We start from the raw sequence: 13434 nt of genomic DNA, 5'->3' as shown, positions 1-13434 counted from the left end.
TCCTCGGGAACTCGACGTGCGTCCCAGGAGTAGCTCTGGCAGGGACAATACGTACGGGGATGGTGCAGGTGCGTGGACGGGCGGAGCAGGCGGAGCTGATGGAACGTACAGAGCGGGAAGCCGCGACGGAGAGCGTCACAGGTGTTGCCCCGCTGGGCTCCATCGCCTACAGCGCGGCCGACGAGGAGAAACGCCGTGGTGTCCGCCGCATGAAGGCGACGGCCACCGGGCTTCTCCTGATGGTCACTCTTATTTTCGTACTTGCCACTTGGGCGGATCACACCGGGGCCGGTTCCTGGGCGGGATACGTCGCGGCGGCCGCGGAGGCCGGAATGGTCGGCGCGATGGCTGACTGGTTCGCCGTGACGGCACTCTTCCGCCGACCACTTGCTCTCCCCATTCCTCATACGGCGATCATCCCCAACAAGAAGGATCAGCTCGGAGCGTCACTTGGTTCCTTCGTCGGGGAAAATTTTCTGTCACAAGATGTTGTACGGGCTCGGCTGCGCGCAGTCGGCATCGGCGGCAGGCTGGGTGCCTGGCTGGCCGAACCGGAGCACGCCGACCGGGTGACCGCGGAACTGTCGACGGCGCTGCGCGGCGCCCTGACGGTGTTGCGCGACTCGGACGTCCAGGCGGTGGTGGGCGAGGCGATCACCCGGCGCGCGGAGGCCGCGGAGGTCGCGCCCGGGGCCGGCAAGATGCTGGAGAGGATCGTCGCGGACGGCGGTCACCGGCGGGTCGTGGACCTGATCTGTTCCCGCGCGCATGACTGGCTGACCCTGCACGGCGACTCGGTGATGGACGCCGTGCAGGGCGGAGCGCCCGGCTGGACGCCGCGATTCGTGGACAAGCGGATCGGCGACCGGGTCTACAAGGAACTGCTCCGGTTCGTCACGGAGATGCGCGACATGCCCGCGCATCCGGCGCGCGGCGCGCTGGACCGTTTCCTGGTGGACTTCGCGTCCGATCTGCAGTCGGACACCGAGACCCGGGCGCGGGTGGAGCGGCTGAAGTCGGACCTGGTCGGCCGCTCCGAGGTGCAGGACGTGATCGCCTCGGCCTGGTCATCGGTACGCGCCATGATCATCTCAGCGGCCGAGGACGAGCAGAGCGAACTGCGGCTGCGGGCGCGTGCCTCACTGCTGTCCCTGGGCGCGCGGCTGACCACCGACGAGCGGCTCCAGCGCAAGCTCGAGGGCTGGGTGGAGGACGCGGCGGCGTACCTCGTCACGACCTACCGAGGTGAGATCACCTCGCTGATCTCGGACACCGTGGCCGGCTGGGACGGCGAGCAGACCTCCCGCAAGATCGAGGCGCACATCGGCCGTGACCTGCAGTTCATCCGGATCAACGGCACGGTGGTCGGGGCGCTGGTCGGCCTGGTGATCTACGCCGTCTCGCAGGCGGCGGGCGGCTGAGCCGGTGTGCCGACCGCCGGGTCAGTCCACCCGGCGGTAGCTGCTGCCGTCCCGGGGCCGGGCCAGCAGCCCCGCCTCCACCAGGTCGCGGCGGAGCGCCGAGCAGTCCTCGTGCACGGTGAGCAGCGCAGCGTTGACCTCGCGCTCGCTGTACGTCCGGTCCCCCTCGAACAGCGTCTCCGCGAGGTGTGCGAGCAGCTGCTCACGGCGCGCCGTCTTCCGCGGGATCCTCGTCAGCCGCCCGTGCGAGAACAGCGCGGCCACCCCGTGCGCCTCCCCGGGCCCGTCGGGCGTGCCGGAGGTGCTCGGTGCGGCGGACGTGCTTGACCCGTGGGAACTCTTGTCGGACATGGCCCGAAGCCTGCCAGCCGCCCCGCCGCCCGGGCAACGCGTTTTCGGCCGCCCCGCTTACGCGCTCTGTCCGCCCTGCCCGCGCCGCGTCACCACGGTCGTCGCAACGGCCACCGCGCCCGCCACCGAGAACACGGCCGGCCAGGCGCCGATCTTCTTCGCCAGCGGGTGGGACCCGCCGAAGGCGGCCAGATACACACCGGTGAGGACCGCCGCCTTTCCGGTACCGGCCTGATGCTGCCACTTCCGGGCGGCGACGGCGCCGGCGGCGGCGAGCGCGGCCCCGCCGAGGGGACGCTTCCTGGTCCAGCGGGCGACGGCGTAACCGCCGACGAGACCGGTGGCTGCTACGGCTGCTGCGGGGATGTTTGCCATACTTCCGAGGCTAATGCGAAGCACCCGCCGCCGGACCGCGGGGCCCGCTGGATTCGCGGTTCACTCGCACCCGACTCCGTCCCCGTCCCGGTCGAGGTGCCGGGCGTAGCCGGGGTCACCGACATGGATGGGCGCGGCTCCGGCAGCGCGTACGGCGTCGCAGTTCTGGTAGTACGTGCTGCCGGACCCGCCGCTGCTGCTGCTTCCCCCACTGCTCCCGCCGGTGCTTTCACCACTGCTCCCGCCGGACGAGCCCCCGCCGCTGTACGGCTCGCACCCGATCCCGTCCCCGTCCGCGTCCAGATGCGGTGCGTACCCGGGCTGCCCCCGCCGGATCGGCGCGGCGCCCGCGGCTCGCACGGCGGCACAGTTCCGGTAGTACACAGTGGCCGACGTGGCCTTCGGTGTGGCCTTCGCCTTCGGCTTCGGTGCGTGCTTCGGCTTCGGCTTGACGGTGACCTTCGGGGCGGGCGTGGCCACCGTGATCCATACCGTAGCGGTGCCGCTCAAGTCGCCCGTCTCGACGCGGTAGGTGAACTGGTCGTTGCCCGCGTACCCCGCCGTGGCGGTGTACGCCACCGAGGTGCCGTCGACGGTGGTGGTGCCGTGGTTCGGCGCCGTATCGACGGTGAGCTGGGTGCCGGGAGACTGCCCGTCGATTGCCGTTTCCACGCCGGCCGCGTCCGTCACGACGTCGTTGGCCAGCACATCGACCAAGACCTGCTTTCCGGCGTCAGCATCCGCCGCGTCCTCCGAGAGCTTTAGCTCCGGCTTCTGCGAGGGTGAAGCCGACGGGCTCTCCGTCGTGCGGACAGCAGCCGGTGCGGAGTCCGTGTCACCGCGGCCGTCGTTGCATCCGGCGAGTGCCGTCACGAGCACCACGGCACCTATCGCTAAACGGATGTGGCGGTGGTGTGTACGCACTGAATTCATCTGCCCCCCAAGGCCTTTCGCTGTACAGCCGGTGCAGCAGACGCGGCTCGGCTGAGGGGTGATGGTGGCAGCGATGGGGGTGTGGCGGCAGGGTATGAACGAGCTTGTGATGAAGTTGTGAACATAGGGTGTGCATGGCCTTGTGTGCGGCAGGAACGCCCTCGTGTTCTGATGACGTCCGAGTCGGTGCGGGGAGGGCCACAAGGTGACGGCGATCAGGATCAGCGGGCGGCGAGGGCTGGTCGGGCAGACGTTGCGGGACATGGCGGCGGTGCTGGGGCGGCGGCCGTGCGGGGAGCCGGGGGAGACGGTCATCGGTCACTCGTCGGCGCTGCGTACCAGCGTGTTCCTGGGGGTCGGCGGGGAACTGTGCGTCGAGGCGCTGATGGACGTGTCGATGATTCCGCCTGCCTGGCGCCCGTTTCACCTGGTGTGGCTGGCGCTGATGATCGACCTGTGCGTCGCCTTCTCCGCCGTCACCCGGCGCCATCCGCACCGGCTGACCGCCCGCACCCTGCGGATCAGAGCCGGGCTCTACGACGAGCTCCTGCTGCCGCTGTCCCGCGTGGTCACGGTCCGCCGTGAGTTCGTGTCGGCGAAGGGTCGTGGCGTACGGCCGGTGCCGGGCAGCAGCGGCTCGGTGCTGTGCACGGTGGCCGGGACGGCCGAGCTCACCCTGGAACTGGACGAGCCGGTCGAGCTGCGGCTCGCGGACGGATCGTCGCTGACCGCCGAGCGGCTGCATCTGTCGGCCGACCATCCGGTCACCGCGCACCGTGAGCTGTTCCGGGCGGTGCGTGCGCTGCGGGCGGACGGGAGCTGAGCCCTTGACCGCGTGGAACGCACGCCAACACGAACGTCTGCACCTACCGGCCGATCGCCGAGGCATAGCGGGACACCGGTACGAGAAGCCGGCCTCGTCCCTCGTCGGCACTGCCGCTGCCCCGGCAGCCGGACCGGGATACTGAGCCGGTGACCGAAAGCGACCCCGCGATGCGCCTCCGTTTCGAGCTGACGCCCCTGGACAGGGTCGTCCCCTGGGGGGAGCGTCCCGTACTGCACTGGTTCGGGCTGACGGACGGCTGGTACAGCGTCGAACTCGGCGGTCACGAGGTCCTGCGCTACTCCGAGCGGACCGTCCGGGAACTATGTCCGGCTGTGGGAAGACCTGATCGCGCTCGTGTCGGGGGGCGATGGAACCGGTGCCACCGGACCTTGTCGACGTAGCCGCCGACACCTCACCGGACTGGGACTGGCTGGATACGCCGGAGGCCGAGGCCACTCTGACCTGGCATGGGGCGGGCCACCTGTACACCGACTACCTGCGAGTGGCCCCGAACGTCCGATGCTGGCGCACGGTCACCGCTGGGGACGACACCATGCACGCCACCTGGGAGCACTCGGCGGACCCGGAAGACGTGATCGAGTTCGACGGCCCGCAAAAGGGCCGGGTGACCATGCCCACGGCCGAGTTCCTGTCCGCGGTGCGCGTCTTCGACCGGGCGCTGTTGACCGCGATGGAGCAGCGGATCAGCGAGCTGGAGCAAACCGGCGCCGCGCCCGGCGTCGAGCTGGACCTTGAGCAGGTGCGCCGCGAGCACCGGGAGCGGGCCGGCCGGCTTCAGCGGGCGCTGGACCACGACCCGGGTACCGACTGGGATGCCGTCCGAGTCGGTGTGCGCACGCTCCTCGGCACCGCGCGGCCCGGGAGGGGCCCGTGGCAGCCCATGCCGAGGGACCTACCGGCTTGAAGGGGGCCCGGCCCGCGGTGCCCTCATACCCCGCGGGTGCCTGCCGCCGCAACTGAGCATTTGTCCAACCAGCAGGGCAGGCCGTGTGGCATATGTCTATGGTGCTGCGGAAGCCGCGCTCCTACCTTCTGCTACACCCGATTACGTACGCCAGGTCACCCCCCGGCGATACATGTCCGCCAGGCGTCGCTGCCTCGACCGAAAGTCCGTCGAGTTATGGCTCCGATGCTGCTTGCGGCCTCCCGCACGAGTGAGTCCGGCGGGCCGGGCGGGCGACACACGGTGAGCGCCGGGTGGCTGCCTCCGGGCTCGTCCCCTCACCGGAGACATCACCTGATCCCCAGACCCTCACGCACGACGCCGCCCACCGATGCCCCGGCACGCGGGGTGGCCCGACAGACCGGTTCAACCCCATTCCTTCGGCTTAAGGACTGTGCATGAGCGCCCGACCGACGAGCACCCGCACCACTTCGCCGCCCTCGGAAACCGTCGAGGTTTCCGCCGGGTCCGGTCTCCAAGCCGGGCTGAAGAACCGCCATCTGTCGATGATCGCGATCGGTGGTGTCATCGGCGCCGGCCTGTTCGTCGGCTCCGGCTCCGGCATAGCCGCGGCCGGGCCCGGCATCCTGCTGTCCTACGCCCTGGTCGGCGCGATGGTCGTCCTGGTGATGCGCATGCTGGGCGAAATGGCCGCTGCCAATCCGTCCTCCGGTTCGTTCTCCGCTTATGCGGACCGGGCGATCGGCCGCTGGGCGGGATTCTCCATCGGCTGGCTGTACTGGTTCTTCTGGGTGGTCGTACTCGCCGTCGAGGCCACCGCCGGCGCCAAGATTCTCGAAGGCTGGGTGCCGGCCGTCCCGCAGTGGGGCTGGGCGCTCATCGTGATGATCGTCCTCACCGTCAGTAACCTGGCCTCGGTCAGCTCCTACGGCGAGTTCGAGTTCTGGTTCGCCGGCATCAAGGTGGTCGCGATCGCCGTGTTCATCCTGCTCGGCGCCCTGGCGATCTTCGGTGTGCTGCCCGGCTCCTCGCACGCGGCGAGCGGACTGGGCAACCTCACCGGGCACGGCGGATTCCTGCCCAACGGGCCGGGGGCGATTCTCACCGGCGTACTGCTGGTCGTCTTCTCGTTCATGGGCAGCGAGATCGTCACCCTCGCCGCCGCCGAGTCCGAGGACCCGCGGCGCGCGGTCGCCAAGGCCACCAACAGCGTGATCTGGCGGATCGCCGTCTTCTACCTGGGCTCGATCTTCGTCGTGGTGTCCCTCCTGAAGTGGGACGACCCGGCGATCCTCAAGAGCGGTTCCTACGTTGCCGCTCTGGACGCGATGGGCATCCCGCATGCCGGCCAGGTCATGGACGTGGTCGTGCTGACGGCCGTGCTCTCCTGCCTGAACTCCGGTCTCTACACGGCCTCCCGGATGGCCTTCTCACTCGGCCGACGCGGTGATGCCCCCCGGTCCTTCGCGCGGACCAGCGGCCGGGGCGTCCCGCAGACCGCCATCCTGGCGTCGGTCGCCTTCGGGTTCGTCGCCGTCGGCTTCAACTACCTGTGGCCGGACACCGTCTTCCTGTTCCTGCTGAACTCCTCCGGCGCGATCGCGCTGTTCGTGTGGCTGGTGATCTGCTTCAGCCAGTTGCGGATGCGGGGGATCATCCTGCGCGAGAACCCGGAGCGCCTGGTGGTGCGGATGTGGCTCTTCCCGTACCTGACCTGGGCGACCATCGGCGTCATCTCGTTCGTGCTCGTCTACATGCTCACCGACCCCGCCGGTCGCAAGCAGGTGCTCCTCTCGGTGCTGGCCGCCGTCCTGGTGGTGGCCGTCGCGCTGATCCGCGACCGGGTGAGCGGCGGCGGCAGCGGATCGGGTGACGCCGTCACTTCGTCCGAACGGGCGGACGCCGTCACCCCGTCGTAGGCCGCCCGGCTGCCGGCTGCCCCGCGCCCCCATGCAGGTCAGCCGGCGCTGTCGCCGCCCGCGTCGCCGCCCCGCGAAGCCGCCTCGGCCATCCGGGCCGTGGTGTTCGCACCGTCCAGTGCCTCGCGGATGATGTCCGCGTGGCCACTGTGATGCGCGATCTCGCGGAAGACATGGAGCAGTACGCGCCGCACGGTCCAGGTGACCGGTTCCGGCGGTGACCACGGGTACTGCGGAAGGGTCAGCAGGCGGTTGAAGTCGGGCTCCTGGCGTACGGTGCGGTCGAAGTCCGCGGCGGCGGCCCGGAAACCGTCGAGCAGACCGTCCAGGGTCTCGCCCTCGGCCATCCGGTATTGGTCCGGGTCGAGGTCCGACCAGTCGACCTTTGCCGGCGCCGTGCCGTCGACCACGTTGAGCCATGCGCTCTGCGTTTTGGCCAGGTGCTTGACCAGACCGCCGAGCGTCAGCTCGCTGACCGTGGTGCGGGTCGCCGCCTGCTCGTCGTTGATGTCCGCGACCGCGTAGAGGAAGTTGGTGCGCTGGTCGGAAACCATCGCCAACAGGTCTTCGCGTTCCTCGGCCTGCGTGCCGTGCGCTTGCGTGGCGTTCATGAGAAGTGCCCCCTCGTGATCGACGGTCGGGGCCACCCTAGGACGTCACCCGTGAGCGGCGTGCGGGATTGACGGATGCCTCCCGGGAGTTGCCCGCACCCGGCCGCCGCACGGCAGATCTCCGCGGTTTGCCGTAGCGGCAACAGGACTCGCATCGGCGCGCCGTTCCCCCGCATGATCGACCTCGACCCTCGTGCACAGCAGTTACGAGAACACCGGAGGATTCATGTCACGGCCCGCCCTCGACGTCACTCACCGGATGGTCCCCTCGCCCGCCGGCCGTATCCACCTGGTGGAACAGGGCACCGGGCCACTGGTGTTGCTGGTGCACGGGTTCCCGGAGTCCTGGTACTCCTGGCGCCACCAGTTGCCGGCGCTGGCGTCGGCCGGGTTCCGCGCGGTAGCCGTCGACGTACGTGGCTACGGCCGATCCTCCAAGCCCGCGGACCCGGCGGCGTACCGGATGCTCGACCTGGTGGAGGACAACGTCGCCGTCGTGCACGCGCTCGGCGAGCCGTCCGCGGCGATCGTCGGCCACGACTGGGGGTCGCCCATCGCCGCCAACTCCGCGCTGCTCAGGCCGGACGTGTTCCGCGCGGTGGGCCTGCTGAGCGTGCCGTACACCCCGCGGGGCGGGCCGCGTCCCACGGACGTCTTCGCGGGGGTGGGCGGGGACGACGAGTTCTACGTCTCGTACTTCCAGCAGCCCGGCCGGGCCGAAGCCGAGGTCGAGCCCGATGTCCGTGGCTGGCTCGCGGGCTTCTACGCCGCGCTCTCCGCCGACACCATGCCCGCCCCCAACGCACCGGACCCGCACTTCGTGGGTCGCGGCGGGAAGCTGCGGGACCGCTTCCGGGCCGAGCGGCTGCCCGCCTGGCTGAGCGAGGACGACCTCGACGTCTACGCCGCGGAGTTCGAACGGACCGGCATGACGGGGCCGCTCAACCGCTACCGCAACATGGACCGGGACTGGGAGGACCTGGCCGACTTCGACGGCGCCCCCATCACCCAGCCGTCCCTCTTCGTCGGCGGCGCCCTGGACGCCTCCACCACCTGGCTGACCGACGCGATCAAGGCGTACTCCACCACGCTGCCCGGCCTGGTCTCCTCGCACATCCTCGACGACTGCGGCCACTGGATCCAGCAGGAACGGCCGGCCGAGATCAACCGGCTGCTGACCGAGTGGCTCGGGGGACTGCCCGTGTGAAGCGTGGCGGCCCGACCCGGTACGGCGTCAGGCCGAACGCTGAACGGCCGTGGCCGGGCCGCCGGACTGCCTACTGCGTCAGTCCGGGCTCGTCGAGGGTGACCGGCCGCCCCTGGGGCCGGTGTCCGGCGTCGGGGCAGCGGTCGGTCGAGCCGGCGCCCGCCCCCGAGGGAAACGGGGGAGGTCTTCGTCAGCGGCGCGACATGTAGAGGCCGAGGGCCTTGTGCAGGAGTTTGTTGAGCGGAAAGTCCCACTCGCCGAGGTATTCCACGGCCTCACCACCGGCGCCGACCTTGAACCGGAGCAGGCCCAGCAGGTGATTGCTCTCCTCGAGGGTGTCGGTGATCCCGCGGAAGTCGTAGATGCTCGCGCCGAGCTCATGGGCGTCGGACATCATCCGCCACTGCACCGCGTTGTTCGGCTGCACCTCGCGCTTTCGGTTGGTGGAGGCTCCGTAGGAGTACCAGACGTGCTCACCGACGGTCAGCATCGTCGCCGCTGCGAGTACTTCGCCGTCGTGATGGGCGAGGTACAGCCGCATACGGTGGGGGTCCTCTGCCGTCAGCGCGGTCCACATGCGCTGGAAGTAGGCCGGCGGGCGCGGGATGAACCCGTCCCGTTCGGCGGTCTCCACGTAGAGGTCGTAGAAGGCGGGCAGATCGTCATAGCTGCCGAGCACGACCTTGACGCCTGCCTTCTCGGCCTTTTTGATGTTGCGGCGCCACTGCTGGTTGAGGCCGCCCCGGATGTCTTCCAGCGAGCGGCCGGCGAACGGGACTTGGCACACATAACGCGGCTGACCGGCGGCGAAGCCGTCCTCGCCGCCGGGCTCGGTCTGCTGCCAGCCCATCCGCCGCAGCTGGTCGGCGATATCGGCGGCCCGCGGCTCGTCTGTGGTGGCCTCGGCATCACGCAGGCGTCGGGCCCGCGGGTCGGCGATCGCGGCCTTGACCGCCTCCGCGCTCCAGCGGCGGGCGACGACGGGCGGGCCCATCCTCACCGAGAAAGCGCCTTGGGCCTTCAGATACGTGAGCATGGGCTCCAGCCATCGCTGAAGATCCGGTGCGTCCCATGCGATGACCGGCCCTTCGGGCAGATAGGCGAGGTACCGCTTGAGCTTCGGCAACGGCCGGAACAGCACCAGCCCCACCCCGACGAGACGGTCGTTGCCGTCGAACCAGCCCAGGCTCTCCGCCCGCCAGTCCGGCTTCACATCACCCCAGGAAGGGACCTGCATGTGACTCGCCGAGGGCAGGGCCGTGATGAAGGCCAGATGGTCCTCACGGGTGATCGCCTCGATGCGGAAGCTCATGTGCGGTGCTCCTTTGCTCGACGCGTCAGCCTACTGAGGCACCGCTGTGCATCGGCCCGACCGCTCCGGCGCGTCGGGGTGGACGCTTTTCCGCGCCGTGGTCCGCCGTTCGGCCGGCTCAGCGTCGGGGCGGTGACCAGACGTAGGGCGTGGTGGTGGTCACCGCCTGGAAGCCGAGCCGGCGCAGGATCGGGGCGCTGTCGTCGGAGGCGTCCACCTGGAGGAACCTGACGCCGCGCGCCACGGCGAGTTCGGCGCGGGCGGCGACCAGCGCGCGGTAGATTCCCCGGCCCCGCCAGGCGGACAGCGTCGAGCCGCCCCACAGACCGGCGAATTGGGTTCCCGCCCGGAACACCAGCCAGGCCGCTGAGATCACCTCACCGTCCGCCTCGGCGACCATGACGGCGATTTCGTCCGGGGCGGCCGAGACGCGGGTGATCAGGTCGTGGCCGAGCCAGCTCCGGTCCTGGCCCCAGACCGCGGATTCCATCGCGGCTATCCGGTGCATGTCAGCGTCCGCGGTGACCTGGCGGATGGCGACCCCGCCCGGCGGGTTCACCGGCGCGGACATCTCCTCGGCGAGGCCGATGAGGACCGTCTCCTGTTCCTCCGGGACGAAGCCGGCGGCCAGCAAGCGGTCGGTGAGGTCGGCAGGTTGGTCGTGACCGCGGGTTTTCCATTCGACCGCCTCGCCGCGGGCGGCGAAGTGGTCACGCTGCCGGGCGATCAGGCGGTCGAGTTCGGCGCCGCGTGCCCCGATGTCGCGCGGCGCGCTGACCAAGCCGCGGAACTGGCCGACGACGCGGAGCAGCGGACCGTCCTGCTCGTACGTCACTCCGGTGGGCGGGTGGGGAGGCGCTCCCCGCATCTGCTCGTCGTAGGCCGTGAGCAAGCTGTCGATGTCTGTCACACCTGTGACGGTACGAGGCCGTGGCAACTGCTTTTCCGTTTGACGGTCGTTCGGCCGAGCGCATCCCGCGGTTGACGGGGGCACCGGGCCGCCGGACAAACCGACAGGGAGTCGTCGGCGAGCGATCGGACTTGAACGTGTTCAGAAACTCTCGTAGGCTCACCGCTGTTGAACACGTTCAAAAGGGGTGGGTGTCTGATGTCCGTACTGGTCAATCTGATCGTGATGCTCGGCATGCTGATCGTCGTTCCCGTGGGGCTGCGGCTGCTCGGCGATCCCCACCTCGGGGCGGTTGACCGGCTCTGGCCACTCGCAGCGGTGTCAGGCGCCGCATCCCTGTGGCTGCCGCGCGGCCCCGTCGCGGAGGCCCTCGCCGCCGGGTACGCCGTGGCGACGGTGCTGCTCGCGCTCCAGGCTCCGCTGCGGCTGGCGAGGACCCGCTCGTTCGCGCCGGCCGAGATCGCGACGCTCACGGCGCTCGTGACTCCGTCCGTCGCCGCGCTGGCCCTGGTCGCCGAGCGCGGGGGCCATCAGCTTCTCGGCTTCGACCTGCGGACCCTGGCGCTGACCGTGCCGCACTTCCACTTCGCGGGATTCGCCGCGGCGTTGGTGGCGGGGCTGTGCTGCCGGGCACACCCCGGCCCGCTGGGAAGGCTGGCGGCGCTGAGCGTCCCGCTCGGCACGCTGCTCGTCCTGGCCGGGTACTTCATCGACGACTGGGTGGAGCTGGCGGGGGCTCTGGTACTGACCGCCGGGATGTGGGCCGTCTCGCTGGTGACCTGGCGCGACATCCGCAGGACCGGCCGAGATCAGCTCACCCGCCTGCTGCTGGCCACAGCCTCGGCGGTGCTGGTCCTGACCATGCTGCTCGCGCTGAGCTGGGCGCTGGGCGAAGCGGCCGGAATTCCCCACCCGACGGTGGCCTGGATGGCCGCCACGCACGGCATCGGCAACGCGCTGGGTTTCGCACTCTGTTCGGTGCTGGCCTGGCGACGCATCAAGGCGATGAAGGAGACGACCGGATGAGCGCCCTCAACTACCGTGAAACAGGCGCCACCCGGCACGTCCCCCTGCCACCCGGTTACCATCATCTGCGCCACCGCACCCGGATAGGGCAGGGTCGGGACGTCTTCGAGGCGGCGGGTGCGGCCGTCACCACCTGGCGGATGCACCGGCAGTCCGGGGCCCGGGTGGACACAAGGTCCCCACGCGTCGAGACCGGCACGCACGTCACGCTCTCCCTCGGCCTCGGGCCACTGCGCTTCTACGCCCCGTGCGAGGTGGTCTGGACGGCGTACGGGACAGAACTGATCGGCTTCGCGTACGGAACCCGAGCCGGCCATCCGGAGTGCGGCGAGGAGTCGTTCCTCGTCGAGCTCGCACCGGACGGAACGGTCTGGTTCGACGTCACCGCCTTCAGCCGGCCGGGCTGTTGGTACACCCGGCTCGCGGGCCTGCTGGTCCCGGTACTCCAGCGTGCCTATGCCCGTCACCTCGGGAACACCCTGCGACGGATGACGCATCACCGAGGGTGAACAGCCGCAGCAAGTCGCGCCAGCACCACCCGGAGCCGCTCACGCGCCTCCGGGTCCGTGCTGATTCCGTCCGCGTCCACGGCCGTCCGGTCCACCGGTACCCGTACGCAGGCCTCCTCCACGACGTCGGCCCCGGTGTATCCCAGTACCCCCCGCAGGGAGTCCGCCGCGCCTTGTCCGCGACCGGGGGCCGCCGCGTTCACCCAGGCGGCGGGCTTGTCGCAGATCTCCGTGCCGCCGACCGTCCAGTCCAGGAGGTTCTTGAACGACCCCGGAAGCGTCCCCGCGTACTCCGGCGTGCAGATCAGCAGGGCATCGGCATCGTCGATCGCCGCGCGCAGTCCGGCGACGGGCGTGGGCAGCGGGTCGGTGTCGTCGTCGGGGTTGAAGTGCGGGAGGCCCGCCAGTCCGGTGTAGCGGACGGTGTGCAGGTCCGGGGGCGCGACTGCCTGTGCGGTGCGCAGCGCGATGTCGTTGGAGGAGCCCGTCCGCAGACTTCCGGACAGCAGCAGGATCACGCGCGGCATCGTCATGCCGGAGTAACCGTCCGTCGGCTCGGGCCATTCCGCGGCGCGGTGCTCAGCACCGGCGCCGCCCGTTCCGTGGCCACCTGAGTCGGGAGCGACCATCCTGCTGGCATGCTGCTGCCACTCACCTGCCCGAAGACCGAGCTCGTAGAAGTCGTCCGGATCACCGATCCCACCCGGCACATCACCTCGGATGACCTGGCCGGTGACACTGTCGCGATCTGGGAGGGGCGCCAGGTCCGGGCGGTACTGGAACTCATCGCGGCCCTGCCGGACAGCGAACCCTTCCGCTGTTTTCTTCCCGGCTGGGGCATCCGGGCCCACGGCTTCACGGGTCGGCTCTTCGAGATCGCCTTCTGCTTCCAGTGCCACACCGCCCGTATCTGGGGCCCGGATCTGCCCCCGGAACGACAGGGCGGGAGCTTCGATGCGGAGAGCGCGCCCGCGCTGGAACTGCTCCGTGGATTCCGCACCGCCATGACGGACTGAACGCTGCCTTGCCCTCGATGAGCAGGACGGTGATGAGCCCTGCGGTTCCGCTCCCGGTGGGCGCCCGCTCTCCCTCCTCGGGCCAACGACCGG

At 70.2% G+C, this 13434-nt stretch carries 16 protein-coding genes; 9 read left to right on the top strand and 7 right to left on the bottom strand.

Features of this window, described 5'->3' with window-relative positions; all coding sequences use genetic code 11:
• The first annotated feature begins 98 nt into the window (after nucleotides 1-98).
• Nucleotides 99-1421, top strand: coding sequence for a DUF445 domain-containing protein (locus tag AB0M87_RS06965; RefSeq protein ID WP_365850722.1), 1323 nt, complete (start codon nucleotides 99-101; stop codon nucleotides 1419-1421).
• Nucleotides 1422-1442: 21 nt separating this feature from the next.
• On the opposite strand, the gene AB0M87_RS06960 is transcribed toward AB0M87_RS06965, so the two are convergent.
• From AB0M87_RS06960 to AB0M87_RS06950, 3 genes are read right to left on the bottom strand one after another with little or no spacing between them, the layout of a single operon-like run.
• Nucleotides 1443-1772: a DUF2087 domain-containing protein gene (locus AB0M87_RS06960; RefSeq protein WP_365850720.1), complete on the bottom strand. Its 330-nt coding sequence runs from the start codon at nucleotides 1770-1772 to the stop codon at nucleotides 1443-1445.
• 57 nt (nucleotides 1773-1829) lie between these two features.
• Complete coding sequence (locus AB0M87_RS06955; RefSeq protein ID WP_365850719.1) at nucleotides 1830-2147, bottom strand: hypothetical protein; 318 nt, start codon at nucleotides 2145-2147, stop codon at nucleotides 1830-1832.
• A 60-nt stretch (nucleotides 2148-2207) separates the two neighbouring features.
• On the bottom strand, nucleotides 2208-3029 hold the full coding sequence (locus tag AB0M87_RS06950; protein ID WP_365850718.1) for an excalibur calcium-binding domain-containing protein: 822 nt from the start codon (nucleotides 3027-3029) through the stop codon (nucleotides 2208-2210).
• A 256-nt stretch (nucleotides 3030-3285) separates the two neighbouring features.
• Here AB0M87_RS06950 and AB0M87_RS06945 point away from each other — a divergent pair, with 256 nt between their 5' ends.
• The 4 genes from AB0M87_RS06945 (at nucleotide 3286) to AB0M87_RS06930 (ending at nucleotide 6750) form a co-directional block, all read left to right on the top strand.
• The gene (locus AB0M87_RS06945) at nucleotides 3286-3903 is read left to right on the top strand and encodes a hypothetical protein (RefSeq protein ID WP_365850716.1); all 618 of its coding nucleotides are present in this window, start codon (nucleotides 3286-3288) and stop codon (nucleotides 3901-3903) included.
• 170 nt (nucleotides 3904-4073) lie between these two features.
• Entirely contained in the window at nucleotides 4074-4307 is a 234-nt protein-coding gene (locus AB0M87_RS06940; RefSeq protein WP_365850978.1) for a DUF5984 family protein, read from the top strand.
• Nucleotides 4283-4831, top strand: a complete 549-nt coding sequence (locus AB0M87_RS06935; protein WP_365850715.1) for a DUF5984 family protein — start codon at nucleotides 4283-4285, stop codon at nucleotides 4829-4831. The genes AB0M87_RS06940 and AB0M87_RS06935 overlap by 25 nt, the downstream gene beginning before the upstream one ends.
• Nucleotides 4832-5376: 545 nt before the next feature.
• A complete protein-coding gene (locus AB0M87_RS06930) occupies nucleotides 5377-6750 on the top strand; it encodes an amino acid permease (protein ID WP_365850976.1) in 1374 nt (457 codons plus the stop codon).
• Between the two features lie 38 nt (nucleotides 6751-6788).
• Here AB0M87_RS06930 and AB0M87_RS06925 read toward each other — a convergent pair whose 3' ends face one another.
• On the bottom strand, nucleotides 6789-7361 hold the full coding sequence (locus AB0M87_RS06925; protein WP_365850714.1) for a DinB family protein: 573 nt from the start codon (nucleotides 7359-7361) through the stop codon (nucleotides 6789-6791).
• 226 nt (nucleotides 7362-7587) lie between these two features.
• Between AB0M87_RS06925 and AB0M87_RS06920 the strand changes: the two genes are divergently transcribed.
• The gene (locus AB0M87_RS06920; protein ID WP_365850713.1) at nucleotides 7588-8568 is read left to right on the top strand and encodes an alpha/beta hydrolase; all 981 of its coding nucleotides are present in this window, start codon (nucleotides 7588-7590) and stop codon (nucleotides 8566-8568) included.
• Between the two features lie 190 nt (nucleotides 8569-8758).
• On the opposite strand, the gene AB0M87_RS06915 is transcribed toward AB0M87_RS06920, so the two are convergent.
• Together AB0M87_RS06915 and AB0M87_RS06910 are read right to left on the bottom strand one after the other, a co-directional pair.
• Nucleotides 8759-9880 (bottom strand): peptidoglycan bridge formation glycyltransferase FemA/FemB family protein, encoded by a 1122-nt coding sequence (locus AB0M87_RS06915; RefSeq protein ID WP_365850712.1) that lies wholly within the window; start codon nucleotides 9878-9880, stop codon nucleotides 8759-8761.
• A 118-nt stretch (nucleotides 9881-9998) separates the two neighbouring features.
• Complete coding sequence (locus AB0M87_RS06910) at nucleotides 9999-10790, bottom strand: GNAT family N-acetyltransferase (RefSeq protein WP_365850710.1); 792 nt, start codon at nucleotides 10788-10790, stop codon at nucleotides 9999-10001.
• Nucleotides 10791-10988: 198 nt separating this feature from the next.
• Here AB0M87_RS06910 and AB0M87_RS06905 point away from each other — a divergent pair, with 198 nt between their 5' ends.
• Both AB0M87_RS06905 and AB0M87_RS06900 read left to right on the top strand, forming a co-directional pair.
• Entirely contained in the window at nucleotides 10989-11816 is an 828-nt protein-coding gene (locus tag AB0M87_RS06905) for a YndJ family protein (protein ID WP_365850709.1), read from the top strand.
• The gene (locus AB0M87_RS06900) at nucleotides 11813-12325 is read left to right on the top strand and encodes a DUF1990 domain-containing protein (RefSeq protein ID WP_365850708.1); all 513 of its coding nucleotides are present in this window, start codon (nucleotides 11813-11815) and stop codon (nucleotides 12323-12325) included. Before AB0M87_RS06905 ends, AB0M87_RS06900 begins: the two co-directional genes overlap by 4 nt.
• Here the strand turns inward: AB0M87_RS06900 and AB0M87_RS06895 are convergent.
• Nucleotides 12313-12858 (bottom strand): NADPH-dependent FMN reductase, encoded by a 546-nt coding sequence (locus AB0M87_RS06895; RefSeq protein ID WP_365850707.1) that lies wholly within the window; start codon nucleotides 12856-12858, stop codon nucleotides 12313-12315. The two genes, AB0M87_RS06900 and AB0M87_RS06895, sit on opposite strands and share 13 nt — an antisense overlap.
• 105 nt (nucleotides 12859-12963) lie before the next feature.
• Between AB0M87_RS06895 and AB0M87_RS06890 the strand changes: the two genes are divergently transcribed.
• Nucleotides 12964-13341, top strand: a complete 378-nt coding sequence (locus AB0M87_RS06890) for a hypothetical protein (RefSeq protein WP_365850705.1) — start codon at nucleotides 12964-12966, stop codon at nucleotides 13339-13341.
• Nucleotides 13342-13434: the final 93 nt, after the last annotated feature.

This window comes from Streptomyces sp. NPDC051320, from assembly GCF_040682175.1.
Lineage (GTDB): Bacteria > Actinomycetota > Actinomycetes > Streptomycetales > Streptomycetaceae > Streptomyces.
The sequence above is the reverse complement of the archived record's forward strand: the minus strand, read 5'-3'. Positions and strand labels throughout refer to the sequence as shown.

What these genes read in the sequence shown, in the direction of transcription:
- AB0M87_RS06965 (WP_365850722.1), top strand. Translation starts at nt 99, where the DNA reads ATGGAACGTACAGAGCGGGAAGCCGCGACGGAGAGCGTCACAGGTGTT.
- AB0M87_RS06960 (WP_365850720.1), bottom strand. Translation starts at nt 1,772, where the DNA reads ATGTCCGACAAGAGTTCCCACGGGTCAAGCACGTCCGCCGCACCGAGC.
- AB0M87_RS06955 (WP_365850719.1), bottom strand. Translation starts at nt 2,147, where the DNA reads ATGGCAAACATCCCCGCAGCAGCCGTAGCAGCCACCGGTCTCGTCGGC.
- AB0M87_RS06940 (WP_365850978.1), top strand. Translation starts at nt 4,074, where the DNA reads ATGCGCCTCCGTTTCGAGCTGACGCCCCTGGACAGGGTCGTCCCCTGG.
- AB0M87_RS06930 (WP_365850976.1), top strand. Translation starts at nt 5,377, where the DNA reads ATGATCGCGATCGGTGGTGTCATCGGCGCCGGCCTGTTCGTCGGCTCC.
- AB0M87_RS06925 (WP_365850714.1), bottom strand. Translation starts at nt 7,361, where the DNA reads ATGAACGCCACGCAAGCGCACGGCACGCAGGCCGAGGAACGCGAAGAC.
- AB0M87_RS06920 (WP_365850713.1), top strand. Translation starts at nt 7,588, where the DNA reads ATGTCACGGCCCGCCCTCGACGTCACTCACCGGATGGTCCCCTCGCCC.
- AB0M87_RS06915 (WP_365850712.1), bottom strand. Translation starts at nt 9,880, where the DNA reads ATGAGCTTCCGCATCGAGGCGATCACCCGTGAGGACCATCTGGCCTTC.
- AB0M87_RS06905 (WP_365850709.1), top strand. Translation starts at nt 10,989, where the DNA reads ATGTCCGTACTGGTCAATCTGATCGTGATGCTCGGCATGCTGATCGTC.
- AB0M87_RS06900 (WP_365850708.1), top strand. Translation starts at nt 11,813, where the DNA reads ATGAGCGCCCTCAACTACCGTGAAACAGGCGCCACCCGGCACGTCCCC.
- AB0M87_RS06895 (WP_365850707.1), bottom strand. Translation starts at nt 12,858, where the DNA reads ATGACGATGCCGCGCGTGATCCTGCTGCTGTCCGGAAGTCTGCGGACG.
- AB0M87_RS06890 (WP_365850705.1), top strand. Translation starts at nt 12,964, where the DNA reads ATGCTGCTGCCACTCACCTGCCCGAAGACCGAGCTCGTAGAAGTCGTC.